This is a genomic window from Novosphingobium sp. ERN07 (assembly GCF_012641335.1).
GTDB lineage: Bacteria > Pseudomonadota > Alphaproteobacteria > Sphingomonadales > Sphingomonadaceae > Novosphingobium.
Genome location: NZ_JABAID010000011.1, coordinates 63,642 through 76,361, shown reverse-complemented (window position 1 = coordinate 76,361; position 12,720 = coordinate 63,642). Strand labels below are relative to the sequence as shown.

General features: G+C 62.7%; 15 protein-coding genes. 2 read left to right on the top strand and 13 right to left on the bottom strand.

Translation table 11 applies throughout. From position 1 onward, the window contains the following. Both HGI47_RS14770 and HGI47_RS14765 read right to left on the bottom strand, forming a co-directional pair. The gene (locus HGI47_RS14770; protein WP_240950205.1) at positions 1–198 is read right to left on the bottom strand and encodes a hypothetical protein; all 198 of its coding nucleotides are present in this window, start codon (positions 196–198) and stop codon (positions 1–3) included. Between the two features lie 134 nt (positions 199–332). Continuing rightward, positions 333–1,010 carry an FCD domain-containing protein gene (locus tag HGI47_RS14765; RefSeq protein WP_370521735.1) on the bottom strand — a complete coding sequence of 226 codons (678 nt, stop codon included), beginning with the start codon at positions 1,008–1,010 and terminating at the stop codon, positions 333–335. Positions 1,011–1,173: 163 nt separating this feature from the next. Here HGI47_RS14765 and HGI47_RS14760 point away from each other — a divergent pair, with 163 nt between their 5' ends. Beyond that, entirely contained in the window at positions 1,174–1,944 is a 771-nt protein-coding gene (locus HGI47_RS14760; protein WP_168853535.1) for a GntR family transcriptional regulator, read from the top strand. On the opposite strand, the gene HGI47_RS14755 is transcribed toward HGI47_RS14760, so the two are convergent. The 9 genes from HGI47_RS14755 to HGI47_RS14715 form a co-directional block, all read right to left on the bottom strand. Next, positions 1,937–2,134, bottom strand: coding sequence for a hypothetical protein (locus tag HGI47_RS14755; protein WP_168853534.1), 198 nt, complete (start codon positions 2,132–2,134; stop codon positions 1,937–1,939). The two genes, HGI47_RS14760 and HGI47_RS14755, sit on opposite strands and share 8 nt — an antisense overlap. 251 nt (positions 2,135–2,385) lie before the next feature. Beyond that, on the bottom strand, positions 2,386–2,607 hold the full coding sequence (locus HGI47_RS14750) for a DUF5818 domain-containing protein (protein ID WP_168853533.1): 222 nt from the start codon (positions 2,605–2,607) through the stop codon (positions 2,386–2,388). Positions 2,608–2,728: 121 nt separating this feature from the next. Further along, entirely contained in the window at positions 2,729–3,199 is a 471-nt protein-coding gene (locus HGI47_RS14745) for a hypothetical protein (RefSeq protein WP_168853532.1), read from the bottom strand. A gap of 106 nt (positions 3,200–3,305) precedes the next feature. Next, positions 3,306–3,650, bottom strand: coding sequence for a hypothetical protein (locus tag HGI47_RS14740; protein ID WP_168853531.1), 345 nt, complete (start codon positions 3,648–3,650; stop codon positions 3,306–3,308). An 18-nt stretch (positions 3,651–3,668) separates the two neighbouring features. Then, positions 3,669–3,872, bottom strand: a complete 204-nt coding sequence (locus tag HGI47_RS14735; protein ID WP_168853530.1) for a hypothetical protein — start codon at positions 3,870–3,872, stop codon at positions 3,669–3,671. 2 nt (positions 3,873–3,874) lie between these two features. After that, positions 3,875–4,099, bottom strand: a complete 225-nt coding sequence (locus tag HGI47_RS14730; protein ID WP_168853529.1) for a hypothetical protein — start codon at positions 4,097–4,099, stop codon at positions 3,875–3,877. Then, the gene (gene mobF / locus HGI47_RS14725; RefSeq protein WP_168853528.1) at positions 4,096–7,152 is read right to left on the bottom strand and encodes a MobF family relaxase; all 3,057 of its coding nucleotides are present in this window, start codon (positions 7,150–7,152) and stop codon (positions 4,096–4,098) included. The genes HGI47_RS14730 and mobF overlap by 4 nt, the downstream gene beginning before the upstream one ends. 3 nt (positions 7,153–7,155) lie before the next feature. Then, positions 7,156–9,489, bottom strand: a complete 2,334-nt coding sequence (locus tag HGI47_RS14720) for a type IV secretion system DNA-binding domain-containing protein (protein ID WP_168853527.1) — start codon at positions 9,487–9,489, stop codon at positions 7,156–7,158. Continuing rightward, positions 9,476–9,766 carry a hypothetical protein gene (locus HGI47_RS14715; RefSeq protein WP_037488125.1) on the bottom strand — a complete coding sequence of 97 codons (291 nt, stop codon included), beginning with the start codon at positions 9,764–9,766 and terminating at the stop codon, positions 9,476–9,478. Before HGI47_RS14715 ends, HGI47_RS14720 begins: the two co-directional genes overlap by 14 nt. 473 nt (positions 9,767–10,239) lie before the next feature. Between HGI47_RS14715 and HGI47_RS14710 the strand changes: the two genes are divergently transcribed. Next, positions 10,240–10,467 carry a hypothetical protein gene (locus HGI47_RS14710; RefSeq protein ID WP_006949427.1) on the top strand — a complete coding sequence of 76 codons (228 nt, stop codon included), beginning with the start codon at positions 10,240–10,242 and terminating at the stop codon, positions 10,465–10,467. 161 nt (positions 10,468–10,628) lie between these two features. On the opposite strand, the gene HGI47_RS14705 is transcribed toward HGI47_RS14710, so the two are convergent. Then, positions 10,629–10,940, bottom strand: coding sequence for a hypothetical protein (locus HGI47_RS14705; RefSeq protein WP_168853526.1), 312 nt, complete (start codon positions 10,938–10,940; stop codon positions 10,629–10,631). A 433-nt stretch (positions 10,941–11,373) separates the two neighbouring features. Continuing rightward, positions 11,374–12,429, bottom strand: coding sequence for a DUF2493 domain-containing protein (locus tag HGI47_RS14700; RefSeq protein WP_168853525.1), 1,056 nt, complete (start codon positions 12,427–12,429; stop codon positions 11,374–11,376). Positions 12,430–12,720: the final 291 nt, after the last annotated feature.

The window sequence follows — 12,720 nt, the reverse complement described above, 5'->3', positions numbered from 1 at the left end:
TCAGCCGAGCAGGTGCGTCTGCCATGCGAAGAAGCCAATGAACGCGAGCATCAGACCTGCGAGAATTACCCTGAGATGCGGGATTCCGGTGCTACTTTTTCCGCGCACCCGTGGGAAAGCGATACCCGTGACGGGATCGCAGTCAGCGCCGCGACACGAGAGCGGCATTCCATCCAGTCCGTAACGATCATGGTCCATCGAGGGTCTCCTCGCCCCGGCCATGATTACCCCAATCGGACTGAATTTTCAATCATGTGCCAGGAACAGATCGAGCCCCCGCGTGCAGTCCGCACCATCTCCCCTCGCAGCGCCGATGCGCTGAAATCCTGGGTCTAAGTGCCCGGATAACTCTCGATCCGCGCCGCCCCTGCGCGGCGAATTTGCATCACTGCTTCCTCAACATGAAACGACACGGCGTCCCGCGCACGCAGGGTATCCCCGGCCTTCATGTAGGCGACCAGGCGGTCATGCTCGATCAGCGAGCTTCGCGCCTCTTCGAGCTGGAAGTAGTTCGCTCCGGCGATCCAGACCGCAGGCGGGATTGCTTTGGCATAAGTGGCAAGGGCCACCCGGTTGCCGCTGAGGCGGACAAGTTCGAGATGCCATTGGTAATCGAGAAAGGCGCCTTGCAGCAGGTTATCCGCCTGCGCTTCATAGGATTTGAGCGCCGCGTTGATGTCTTCAAGGTAAGCAAAATCGACCTTGCCATGCAGTGCAGCCACCTGAGCCGCAGCCAGGGCCTGGATAGATCCGGCAAGCGCCAGATGCTCGACAATGCGCTCGATGGTCCAGTCGACGATTGTAAAGCGGCCGTGATCGCGGCCAACAAGGCCGAGATCGATGAGCTCTTGCGCAAAGCGCGGCGCATCGCCTTCAGTAAGATCCTGAAAGCCAGGAAGGTGGTCGGGATTGTCATAGCGCTGCCGCTTGCGCGGCTCTCGAAGCAAAGCGAAGACAACCTGCGCCGGGCAGGCAATCGTTCGCAGGATTGGCAATTTTGGTTTCGCCACCGATGCCTCTAATTGCTCTCCGACAACGCAATCCGGATAATCCGAACCACCCGGATTCGGAAATCAAATCGATCTTGTGCTAGATTGCCTGCAATGATGCGGCGGGCAAGAACCCGTCCACAAGGGAGGTCGGTTGACCAGAGCGCAGTCTCTTTCTGAACTCATGTTCCTCGAAATCAGGTTCGGGGTCCTGTCCGCGCGCTATTTGCCCGGGCAGGCGATTTCCAAGGCGGACGTGGCCGACGTTTATGCTTGCCGCCCGGTCGCGGTGGCTGAAGTGCTCAATGCGCTCACTCATGAAGGCTACCTTACCCGCCAGGGGCGGAGCGATTTTGCGGTGCGCACCTGGGGCCGTGAAGAGATCGAGGACCTCTTCGAGATGCGCGCCAATTTCGAGGGACTCGCCGCATACCGAGCGGCAGAACGCGCAACCGCCGCAGAAATATCGCTGCTGGGCGCGCTGGCATTGGAGGCCCGCAAACCATCGCCCGGTGATCCCGAGGCGCTTGAACGCGTGGTGCTCGAGAACCTTCGCTTCCATGTTGAAGTGATGCGCATGTCCCGCATTACGCTGATGCCCGATATGGCGCGCATGGTGCTTCCCAACGCGCTTCATCGCCGGATTGCCTGGTCGCAGCGGGCCGACGATGCCGAACAGTCTTTCCGGATGCACCAGAAGATCGCGGCTGCCATTGGCGAACGTTCGGCCTCGATGGCGCGCCTGTTGATGCGCGAAGACATCTATTCCTCGCGCGAGAGCGTGCTCGGCGCGATCGAGGCACTGGCGGATCTGGAGGCAGCCGATGTGGCGACGATCGTCCGGTTCGCGCCGACCTTTGAACTGGACGGCAGGGTCTTTGGGCAGGGGACCCGCGAAGCTGGTGCGGACGGCAGAGTTATCCCGTTCGGCGTGCCGGCGGGCAATCTCAGCTAGGCTGGGAGGATTGCGCGGCGTCTCCGCGCTCTTCCGGCAGGTTTGCCCGGTCGGATTGCAGCTGCTCCAACACGCCGAGCATCATTGCTGAAGCCTGATGAAGACCGGATGCGTTGAGCACATTCAGGAAGTCCTGGGCGTCGGCGGCGATCAGGTCAAGCGTACTTCGATCGATCAGAAGTCGCTGCATTCGCATCTAGGCGCCCCCGAAGCCCATTGTCACGCAAACGATTGTTCAATTGGAGAAATCTGTCAATATTTCACCAGGTTAAATTTGCCGAATAATGCCTCTGAAATGGTGCGAGTTAGGTATCTGCTCGTATCGAAATGACGTTTGACTGCGTGAAAGCAATCTGGTCGCCTCAGTGTTGTAATGCCCGGCTTAACTCGGAGCGTTCAATAAGCTGATGAGGACGGCCAAAATTTGCGCACTGAAATTCATCACTCACCTCCCAGCGGCGCCCAGAATTCGACTTCGATCCTGTCGGGCTGAACGATTTTGCCGCGCACACTCACCTTTCCGTCAAGGTGATCAGGCACCGGTTCTTCGCCAAAATGCAGTCGCCATGCTACGCCGTCCGCGTCGCGAATGATCGGCCCTCGAGCGCCGGCCTCAAGAGTTCCGGTGATCGTGTTGGCTGTAAAGCGGGCAGGGCGGTTCATAGGCAAGACTGGTTCGCAGGTGATGGGGGCATTGCCGGGAGCGATTCCAAGCAAGGAAGTCTCTAGCAGGAGACGAGGGACAATCCCAACGACAGCTTCCTGTCTAAGTGCACTCCGGGTATCAGAGGTAGAAATGCATCGAATGGACGGCGAGAAAGTCGTCAATATCGGTCTCGGCGATCGTCATCAGCAACTTGAGTTCCTGAAAAGGATGGAACGACAGTTGCCGCGTGCGCTGCAATTCGAGCAGCTCGTAGATCAATACCGGATCGCTTGGCCGTACGACGATCGCGCCGCCCCGGTCATCGGACAGGTCAATAGCACCGACTGCACCTTGGGGAATATCCTGGAATTTGTTGAAGTAGCGCTGCGTCGCGTGCCCGTTGCAAAGGTGAATTTCCCATACTTCGACCACGCGGGGACTCGCTCTGCCAATCTCGAGCCTGCCGCCGACGCCAAGGCTGATCCCTTCCGGCCCGGCAAAGTAGCAGAGTTGCCAGCGATCAATGGTGAGCTCGGCATCGTAGGACTGCCCCCCAGCGATAAGACCGACGGCAGGCTCCCGGCATAGCCGCGAAGGAACTGAATTCATCGAACGAACTCCTTGTTCAAGAGTGACGGCAGTACGGTCAGCCAAGGCTGCAGCCGGGAAAGCGGCGCGGTCCGGTGGGAGGTGGCCCGAACCGCGCCGCACCCCATCAGGCGTAGATCGCGCGGTCGGTGCACTCAGGGCAGTCGGCCTTGCGCTCTTCGCTGACGGAATGGTGATGGGCCTCGGCATCCTTCTCGGGACAGTCCGAGCATAGGCCGTTGGCTTCATTCTGGGCGGCCGTCGCCCTTTGCTTGGCTTCGCGCTTGCGGGCCTCGAGCGTCTCGCGCAACTGGACGAGACCCTGCCGGACCTGTTCGGACATCGCCTGGTGATCGGCAGTTCGCTGGGCAGCAGCGGGGGCAGTCGGCGCTGAGGGCCGAGCTTCCGAGGCCAGGGCAGGGGTGGCCGCGGCGGCGAGCATGGCTCCTATCAGGCAGAGATATCGCTTCATCTTCAGACTCCTTGGGTTTTAGAAAAAGCCGGTTCGGCGACCGAACGAGAGGTCGGCTTTCGAAGAATCCCCGAGCGCCGACCGGCGCACGCTCAGGGTGACACCCCGCTTTCCGCGGGCGCGGAAGTGGAGATCGGTGGGATCGATGTTGTTGCGTTCGGCCCAGTCCTGCGCATCGCGCTCGCTGGCGAAGTCGCCGATTTCATCATGCTCATAGGCCATGATCAGTCTCCAGATTGCGGTGCTGGGGGGTGAGGGGGGCTGCCTTTGGCAAGGCAGGCGACGACGCTCGCCGCCAAGGCCACCGCGACCATCGCTGCGATCGCCAGGCCCCGCACCGCGGGCTCGGGCAGGACGACGACCAGGACCGCAAGCCAGACCAACGTCGAATGCGCGCGGTCGAACACGCGCGCTGCCGCCTCGGCCGAAACGGTGAACCGCGTCCTCACAGGTCGAGCCCCAGCGATTTTTCAGGGACGGGGAGTTGGCGCATCTGGCCTTGGGGCGCAGGCCCCAGCACCGCATCGAGCTTGGCCTTGAGCTCAGGGCTCATTCTCAGTTCCGGCACCTGCCGACTATCGATCGGATTGGAATGGCGCGGCTCGACCTCGACCTTGCCGGTCACTTCAAGCGCGGACGTCTTGTTGCCGGGGGTGCGGTCAAGCTGCTGCTTAAGGGAATCGAGGTTGTTGGTAACGACAACCATGTCGTCGGTCGCGCGCGTATTGAGGACGTTCTGGGTCCGCTGGGTCGCGAGGTTGCGCTGCGCAGACGAGATCACCTCGATCGCCTCCGGCTTGGTCATCCCCTGCGCCATATGGGCATTGAGCGCATAACCGAGGTCAAGGCGGCGCAGCATCGGGTCGCCGGGCGCGAGGACCAGTTGCCGCTTGTCGGCCAGTTCGACACGGATTCCTTCGGCGCGAGCCTCGAGCACCGTGGCATAGGTCGATTTGGCAATGTCGCGGCCTGCGTCCTTGTCGCGCCAGAACACGGTCTCGCCGTCGTGGATCCTGATCTGCCTCTGCTCGTAGAGCCCGAGCCGGTCGAAGCGGTGGTCGGGGTTGATCCGGTCGGGATCGATGACTTTCCGTTTGCCATCGCGCTCGAGCACGACCTTGCCATCCTTGCGCACCTCGCTGACCTCATACTCGCCGCGCCTGAGGCCAATCTCGCGCACATCCATCCGCGCCTCGAGCACCTGGCCGACCCGGTAGGTCGAGGCAAAACGCAGTTCTTCGCGCGTAGCGTTCGCGCTTTGGAGCGTCGTAAGCGCAACGCCGGCGCCGGTGAGCGTGCCCTCCTTCAGGAGCCCCGCCTGGACCCGCGCGTTGATCTCGGCGCGGTCGTCCCGCCCGGCGGTGAAGATCGCGGTCGCCTCGCGCTTCTGAGGGCTTAGCGACAACCACAGCTCGGCGGCGCGGGCGACGTGGTCGGGGCCCGCTTCGATGACCCGGCCGTGGGCGGCAAGAATGTCGAGCGCGAGGCCGGCATGGCCCTCATTCGAGAGCCCGGCGACAGCGAGAAGCAGCGGGGAGTTCTTCTGCCGGATGTTCTCGTCCATCCGCACGGTCGCCTGGCCCGAAGCTTGCGAGACCGCGAACATCTTGCCTTGCTCGATCGCCGACAATTGCTGGCGGTCGCCCATGAACGGCGCCTTGGCGACGCCAAGTTGTTCGGCGAGCGTGGTCAGGCGTAGCATATCACGCGAGGAGACCATGGAGCTCTCGTCAGTGATGATGACGGTATTGGCTAAGGCCGCCTTGGCCGCATCGAACCGTTCACCGGAACCGGCTGCCGCAGCTGAAGCATAGGTGCTGAGGAACCGGGCGATCGTATAGGCCTCGATCCCCGCCTCGCGCATCTGTTCGGCCGAAATGGCCTGGCCTCCGCCTCCGCCTCCGCCTCCGCGAAGGTCGGCAACCATCTTGTTCTGGAAGGCAAGGCCGACAAGCTTGATCCCTTCTGCGTCCAGCACCTTGTCCAGTGCGCCGAGCAAGGTGGATTTGCCCGCACCCGCGACGCCCTGGATGTTGAGGAATCTGTCGCCTCCGGAGAGAATCGCCACTCCCGCGGCCAACTGGCCTTCGTTGAGCTGCCAGCTATCGACCCCGGCGCGGGTCTGCCCAAGTTCGCGCGCAGCCTCCTGCAGCCGGGCCATCGCCGTCTCGGGTGGCATGAATACCCGGCCCTCGCCATGCCCCCGGTCGATCGTGTCGAGGATCTTCTGTTCCATCGCCAATGCGGCAGGCGTGGTCACGAGGTCGAAATGACCGTCGAGCCGGTCCGATTTGCCGGGGATAAGGTGGCCATCGCGGATGAGTTCGCCGATCCGCTGAACCACTGCGCCCCCTTCGAGTCCCTTGATCTGGAATCCGAGCGCGCTCGCCAGGATCTCCTGCGGCGAGAAAGCGGCTTCGCGCTCGGAAAGGTGACGGATGGCCGACGCGGTGGCGTGCTGGGCCTTGATCGTTTCGGCAGGCATGAAGAGGGCGGCCGCCCCGCTCACTGCAAGCGGGCTCGGGGTGCGCAGCGCCGCGTTGATGCGGGTGGCGACTTCGCCGAATGCGGCTGTGGCCGTTTCGCGGAACGTGGGCCGGGCCTGTACATCAGCCCGTGCCTTGGCTTCGGCCACCAGATCCTTGCCGTCGAACTGAAGGGCGGCGGCGCGCTGCTGCCAGCCTTCGACTAACACGCCGCGATCCTCGGGCGCCAGTTTCGGATCGCGGGTATAGAGCGTGATCTGCTTCTTGGTCGCAAGGCTGGTGGCGCCGGTTTCAGCAATCTTGGCCTCGATTTCGTTGGCCCGGGTCGAGAATGCCTTGATGACTTCGGCGGGGACGCCCTTGATCTCGAACGAACCGTGCTTGCCAGCAGCCTCGGTCTCGTAGCCGAGCTTCTGCAATTGGGCACGAAAGGCGGCATGGTAGAACTGGCCGATCGTCGTGTTGTTCTTCCAGATCTCGCCATTCCACAGCGCCTTCCACGTCCCCTTGGGATCGCGGGTCAGGTTGGCGACCACGGCATGTATGTGTCCCTGGGGGTCGAGCGCGCGGCTCATATCATGGGCGAACAGGGCATAGACGAGATTGCCGGTCTTCTGGGGTTCACCGCTGCGGCTGCGCTCGTAGTTGCGGCTCTCAGCGAACTGCTTCTCGACAAGCTGCGACATGGTCGATTTGACGGCAGCTAGATGCGCATCGAGGATGCGCCTGTCGCCGCTGACAAGCGCCAGGATCGAAGCGGACTTGGGCATTGAAAAGGTGAGATCGAGACCCAGGCGTCGCCCTTCGACCTGCCCCACCATCTCGCCGTCGGGCAGGCGCCCATTGAGGATGCCCTCGAACTGATCCCGCTCGACCTGACCCTCAAGTCCGAGTGCGCGCGCACCCTCGCCGCCCCAGACCCCAGCTTCCGCGTTCTCCTCGGGCGTATAGTAGTTGTCGCTCGCGAAATAGTCGGCTGCGCCGCTCGACGACCGGACGGATGCGATGGAATGCATCGGCTACATCTCCGGTCCGTCATCGAGGCTAGGACTATCCAGTTCGGCTTCCTTGGCGCCCTCGCGCGTTCGGCCATCACGCCCCCGTTCTTCGGCCGCTTCGCCCAGCTCACGGGCGGCTTGCGACTGGCGCTGGGGCGCAGTCTTTGCCGGTTGCTGGACCGGCTTCGGTCCCGCCTCGAGATCGCGGGCATGGGGCTGGGACGGACCGCCAGCGATCTGCTGGCTGACAATCATCGAACGCCCCAAACTTGACACCGGGAGATCGCTGGGACCGATCGGCGGTGACGCCGGGAAGTTCAGTTCTTCTTGGCTAGGGGTGACCGCACGGGCGTGCCTCAAAGCCTCATCGGGCTCGGTGTCCCGGGGCAGTTCGAGCTCGTCCTTGGTTTCGCGGCCGCCCGCCTCATCGCCGTCATCAGCCTGCGGTTCGCGCCTGAATTCGATGGGCTCAACATGCTGGCGCAGAACATAGCCTTCGGCGACCTTGGGATAGTCCTTGTAGGTGAGCTTGATCCGGGCGGCATCGAAGCCTTCGGGGAACACGAGAAAGCCCCTCAGCGAAGGCAGCTTCATGATGTCATCGGGCAGGACGAGCGGCTGCACTTCGGAGCGCGGGGTGATCGTCGCGGCGTCGCGGATGTTGGAATACCCGTAGCTGTAGGCCTCATCCATCATCCGCACTTCGCGGTGACCGATGTAGTCCGAGCAGTGCTCGGCGGTGTCACGATCGGCTGCAGCCAAGATCAGCTTGGTTCGCGCGAGCGAGGCGAGGTTCTGCGCCCCTTCCTTGCCATAGGTCTCGGCCAGCTTGGCGAAGGAGTGGATGCCGAGCACGAAGGCCCCGCCAAAGCCGCGGGCGGTTTGCAAGCCGTCCTCGATCGCGGGCAGGCGGTGCAGCGCATGGACCTCGTCGAAGAAGAACCATGTACGCAGGTCCCGGGTGCGCGGCAGGCGCATCAGCGTGTGGACCGCAAGGTTCATCCAGAGCGACAGCAGCGCCCGATTGAGCACCAGTTCGTTGTGCGAGGAGGTGATGAACAGAATGGCGCCCGGCTTGTCTTCGGCGCGGATCCAATCGGAGATCGAGAACGGTTCCTTGCCTTCGGGCAGGAACCGCAACGCCTGGGCATTGGTGTTGAATACGGCGCGAATGGACTCGGCCATCTTGGCTGCCTCGGGCGCTGTCAGCGGATCGGCGACGGTATGTTCGAGGAGCTTATGGACTTCCTTGAGGTCGGCCATCATCAGCCGGCTAGCGAGTGCCTGGTTGGTCGCCTCGCCAAGCTTGATGAGCTTGATGCACGTCTCGACGAACAGCGTGCGCGCAGCCAGCATCCAGAACGGCTCGGCACCGCCGCCATCAGCCGGAAGCAGGGCTGCGGCGATGCCGGTGAAATCGGCATGGTTCTTCGCTTCGGCGAACACCGACCAGGACGGACAGCGCTCATCCATCGGGTTGAGGATGGTGTCGGTTTGGGGGTTGTAGAACGCCTCGACATAGGCCCCGGTCAGGTCGAACACGACCGCCCGGTCGCGCCGCACGCGCATCTGCGCGATGAGCGCGCGCATCTGCGTTGTCTTGCCGGTGCCGGTCGAGCCGATCATGATTGTGTGAGCCTGCTCGGTCCGCCACGGGAATGGCACGCCAGCCATTGAGTAGGCGTGGTGGATGCCTGCAGCCTTGCGCTCGATGAGCGGCATCGCGAGGACGTCCTGGAGGGTTTTGCCGGGCAGTTGCTGGACGACTTCCAGCCCGAGCATATCGCGGTTGTGGGCGTTGATGACATCGGCCAGCTGGGCGCCATCAACCAGCATGGCACCGCGCTGGTGTCGTTCTTCGAGGATCGACTTGCCCCGCCGTTTCGAGAAGTCGATGAACCACACCGCGATCGGCACGGCGACGAACAGCGAGATGAACAGCGAACCCCAAATCGCGCGCATCAGCTTGTTCCACGCGATCACGACATCGGGATGGCTAGCGATCATCGAAACGGGCGCCGGGATCACTTCGCCCGAGGGCAGCGTCAAGTTGAGGATCTTGCGCGGATTGAACTCCATGAAGCTCCATCCTGCGGCGTAGATCCGCATCAGGATCATCTGCACTTCGTGCTCGTGAAGCAGCAGCGCGAGGACGATCGAAAGCGCCACGAGGAAGGTGAAAAACCACACCAGCAGCGGCATCTTTGCCGAGGCGAACCACATCATGAATTCGTGGGTGATGAGCTGCGATCCGCGGGTGAAATCACCGGCGTTGCGCGGCATACTTCCGCGCGCCGAATGGTGCTGGAGTTTGCCCGGCCGCGCCTGGTCCGACCAGGTGTCAGGACGCGGCACAGACCGCCTCCATCCGCGCCTCGGCTTCGGTGATCAGCGCGGTATGAACGTCGGGGTACTGGCGCTGGACAATGAGGTCGGCAACGAGGAACAGATATTCGGAAGAGAACTGCCGGCGCCGGTCCTGTTCCGAGGTTCCCGAAATGGTGCCGAGGAAATGCTCCAGCGCGATTCGCAGCAGGTTGGAACGGGAGACCTGTTTTGCGCTCGCCGCAGCCTGCGCCGCATCGGCCAAGGCTTGCGGAAGCCGGACCGTAATCAGCACTGTTTCTGTCATCGCCAAACCCTTCGAAAAGGGCCCGGCGGGGATTGCGCGACGCCTGTTTTAGGCGATCCTCCAAACCTTGGCAAGCAAAGGCTTGGCTGAGGGCCCGCGTATTACATTGTAATACCGCTAGAATCCCAGATATTCAGGGGGTTCGGACGCCTGCGCCTTACTGTATTACAAAGCGCATCATTTCGCATCATCTGTAAACGCACGCATTTCCGCCAGTTCTGGAACGGCACTGCCGTGTACGGTCTGCTCCTTTTCCCTTTGATCCTGTAGCTTTGATGGCTCGTGGTTTTGGGGGATCTAAGCCGAATCCGGGTGGGCCTTGAACGGCCTGTCAGCGGCATGCCGAAGCTGCGGCATTGCCCAGGATCGGCAGGGGTAAACGATGCAGAAAGGGGCAAGGGGGCTTGCCAAGCGGACCGAGATGCCGATCCTCGCGCGCGGGAGGTTTCAGCACCAACCTACGAGGTACAACCATGGCCAGAAAAGGAAGTCTCGAAGCCGAAAGACAGGCAATCGCAAAGGAGCGTCAAGCGCTGGAAGCGCGCGAGGCGAAACTGCGGACAAGCGAGCGGGCGGCAAGCGTCGAGCTGATGCACAAGTCGGTTCTCGGCAAGGCGCCGTTCGAGAGGGTCGAAGCATTCTTCGCCGCTCTCGGAAAGCTCGGTCTGGACGAAGCCGAGAAGCGCCTTCGGGCAAGCTGAAACCGGCCTCGACAGAGGCCAGCGCAGCCGGGGTTCCCAAAGTTGCTGCCTGCCTTGCGCAGGCAGGCGAGGGGGCCCCGGCTGTGCTTTATCTGGACACGAAAAAAAGGGGCCGGAGAGCCCCTTGTCGGTGCCCTCCGGCGCTGCGGTCGATGATCATTTCAAAACGGGCAGTCGGCGTCCCATTCGGGATCCATCACCACGCTCATGAAGCTCGCGGCGCGGGCGATGTTCGCTTCGTCAAAGTCGTCGGCCATCATGCCTGGGACGGAATGAACGATCCGGTCGATCAGGTCCTGAGGCAGGGCGTTGTAGTCGCCTTCGTCGATGGCGAGAAAGCAGCCAAACTCGTCCTCAATGACGTGTTGGTCGAAGAAGCTGTGCTGCGCCCGGATCGTCGCGGCGCGCACTGCTGCGTCATAGCTTATGGCGTCGAAAGCCGGGATGTCGAGGGTCTTGGTAAGAGCGTTCATGTGAGCCTCCTGTCAAAGGAATTGAAGAGGTCTCCTCCGGGATGGCCGAGCTTGGCCCGGGTCAGGAACGGGCCGCCCGCGGCCCGCCGCGCAGCGGGGGTGGGGGAGCCGATTTTTTCGCCTTCTTCAGGCGTAAAAATTGGGGGAACCGCCCTTCTTGACGCGGGCCAATGGCGGCCATCATGCTTGGAATTCTACGAGAGTGTTTAACCCTGTTGGGCAGCACCCCCGGTGGTCCCAGGCACGGGTCTCGTCCGCCCGGCCGATGCGAAGCCTTCGCGCCCCCGCCAGCAGGCCGTCAGGCCGTTACTGGCTAGGGCAAGAAGCGAGCGAGCCGGGCCATGACAGTGTGCGTCCGGGTCGACACAAAAGAAGGGCATCCGGCGGTGAGGCCGGACACCCTTCTGGTTGATGCAATCAGAGCAGGCCCCGCTCAGAACGGCGGGAGTTCATCGCCATTGACGGTGCCACATGCCGTGCGCTTCATCGCAGGCCGCTCAGCTTGCGCTGCGGGATTGGTCCGCGCCGCCGGAGTGTCGTTCTGGACCGAAGCGTCGCGCACGATGTGGAGGGGAATGCGTGCTTCCCGGAGCCGGTCGGCAAGGTTCGCCTGGATGCCGCCGCCGCTGCACACCACCGCCTCGACAGGCTTGAAGGCGAGCATACGTGCGTTGCGCTGATAGGGTGCCGAAGGTCCCCGCGAGGTATCTGGCTTGCACAGGATCACTGGCACATTGTGGCGCGATGCCCAGGCTGCCGCGATCACGTCCGCGCCCTTGTTCTGTGCGGTCGTGGCCAGCGCCATCGACGGGACCCGGGCATGGATCGCATCGAGATAGTCTTCAACGAGGGCAATGTCGGTGAACTGCTGTCCGCCCGAGAACACCACGACCGGACCCGATGGGGCAAACTGTTCGCGCCGCTGCGCCTTCTGTGCCGCGAGATAGTCGCGTGCTTCGATCATCGAGGCATTGGTCTTGGACGACACCCTGGACCCACGCACCGGCGAGAAGGGCCGCCCGGTTTCGACAAGGTAGATCCGCGCGGCGTGGTCACGCATGCACTCCATCGCATCGCGGCATTCGGCAAGGCTGCGGGCCTGCATGGTGAGGTCTTCCAGATCGGTCGCGTAAACCTCGCTCGGATCGTATTCGCGCAGCTTTTCCTGCAACCGGTTCGCCATGGCATCCTCGCGGTCATCGAGGCGTTTGGCGACGACATGGAAGCTGTTGGCCACGCCCCAGGCGACTTCACTCGCGAAGTCCTCCATCCGGGTGTCGCGGAACAGGTCGAAGACCGTTGCCAGCATCATCTCGATCGCCGCCTGCGCCGCCTCGGGGTCGGGCATTTCCACAGCGCTCGGCTCATGCTCGATCGAGAGCTTGGCCAGTTCGGTCTGCTCCATGAATGCCCGGGCGTAGTCGGGCGTGGCGATTTCGCGGGCATAGTGTTCGGCAAGGTCGGCGAAGTTCGAGAAACGGTCCGTCATGATAACCTCCAAAAGGAATTTTCTCTCATCACGCTGATGAAAGATGTGCCTTGAAGGACGCCGGAGTCAGGCAGTCAGGGACGGCGGCGCGCACGCGCTGCCGCCGCGATTAGCGGGCGTGGGGGGAGCCGATTTTTGCTCGCAAGGCACTAGCCGCAGCAGGCCAAAATCGGGGGGCACCCGCGATCCTTGACGGCCGCCAATCTCCCAGGCGTCATGCTATGGCGATGCTGATTTCGCTCAGCCACCGAGATGAGAGAGAGATTACGGTTTTGCCCCCGAACCCCATCT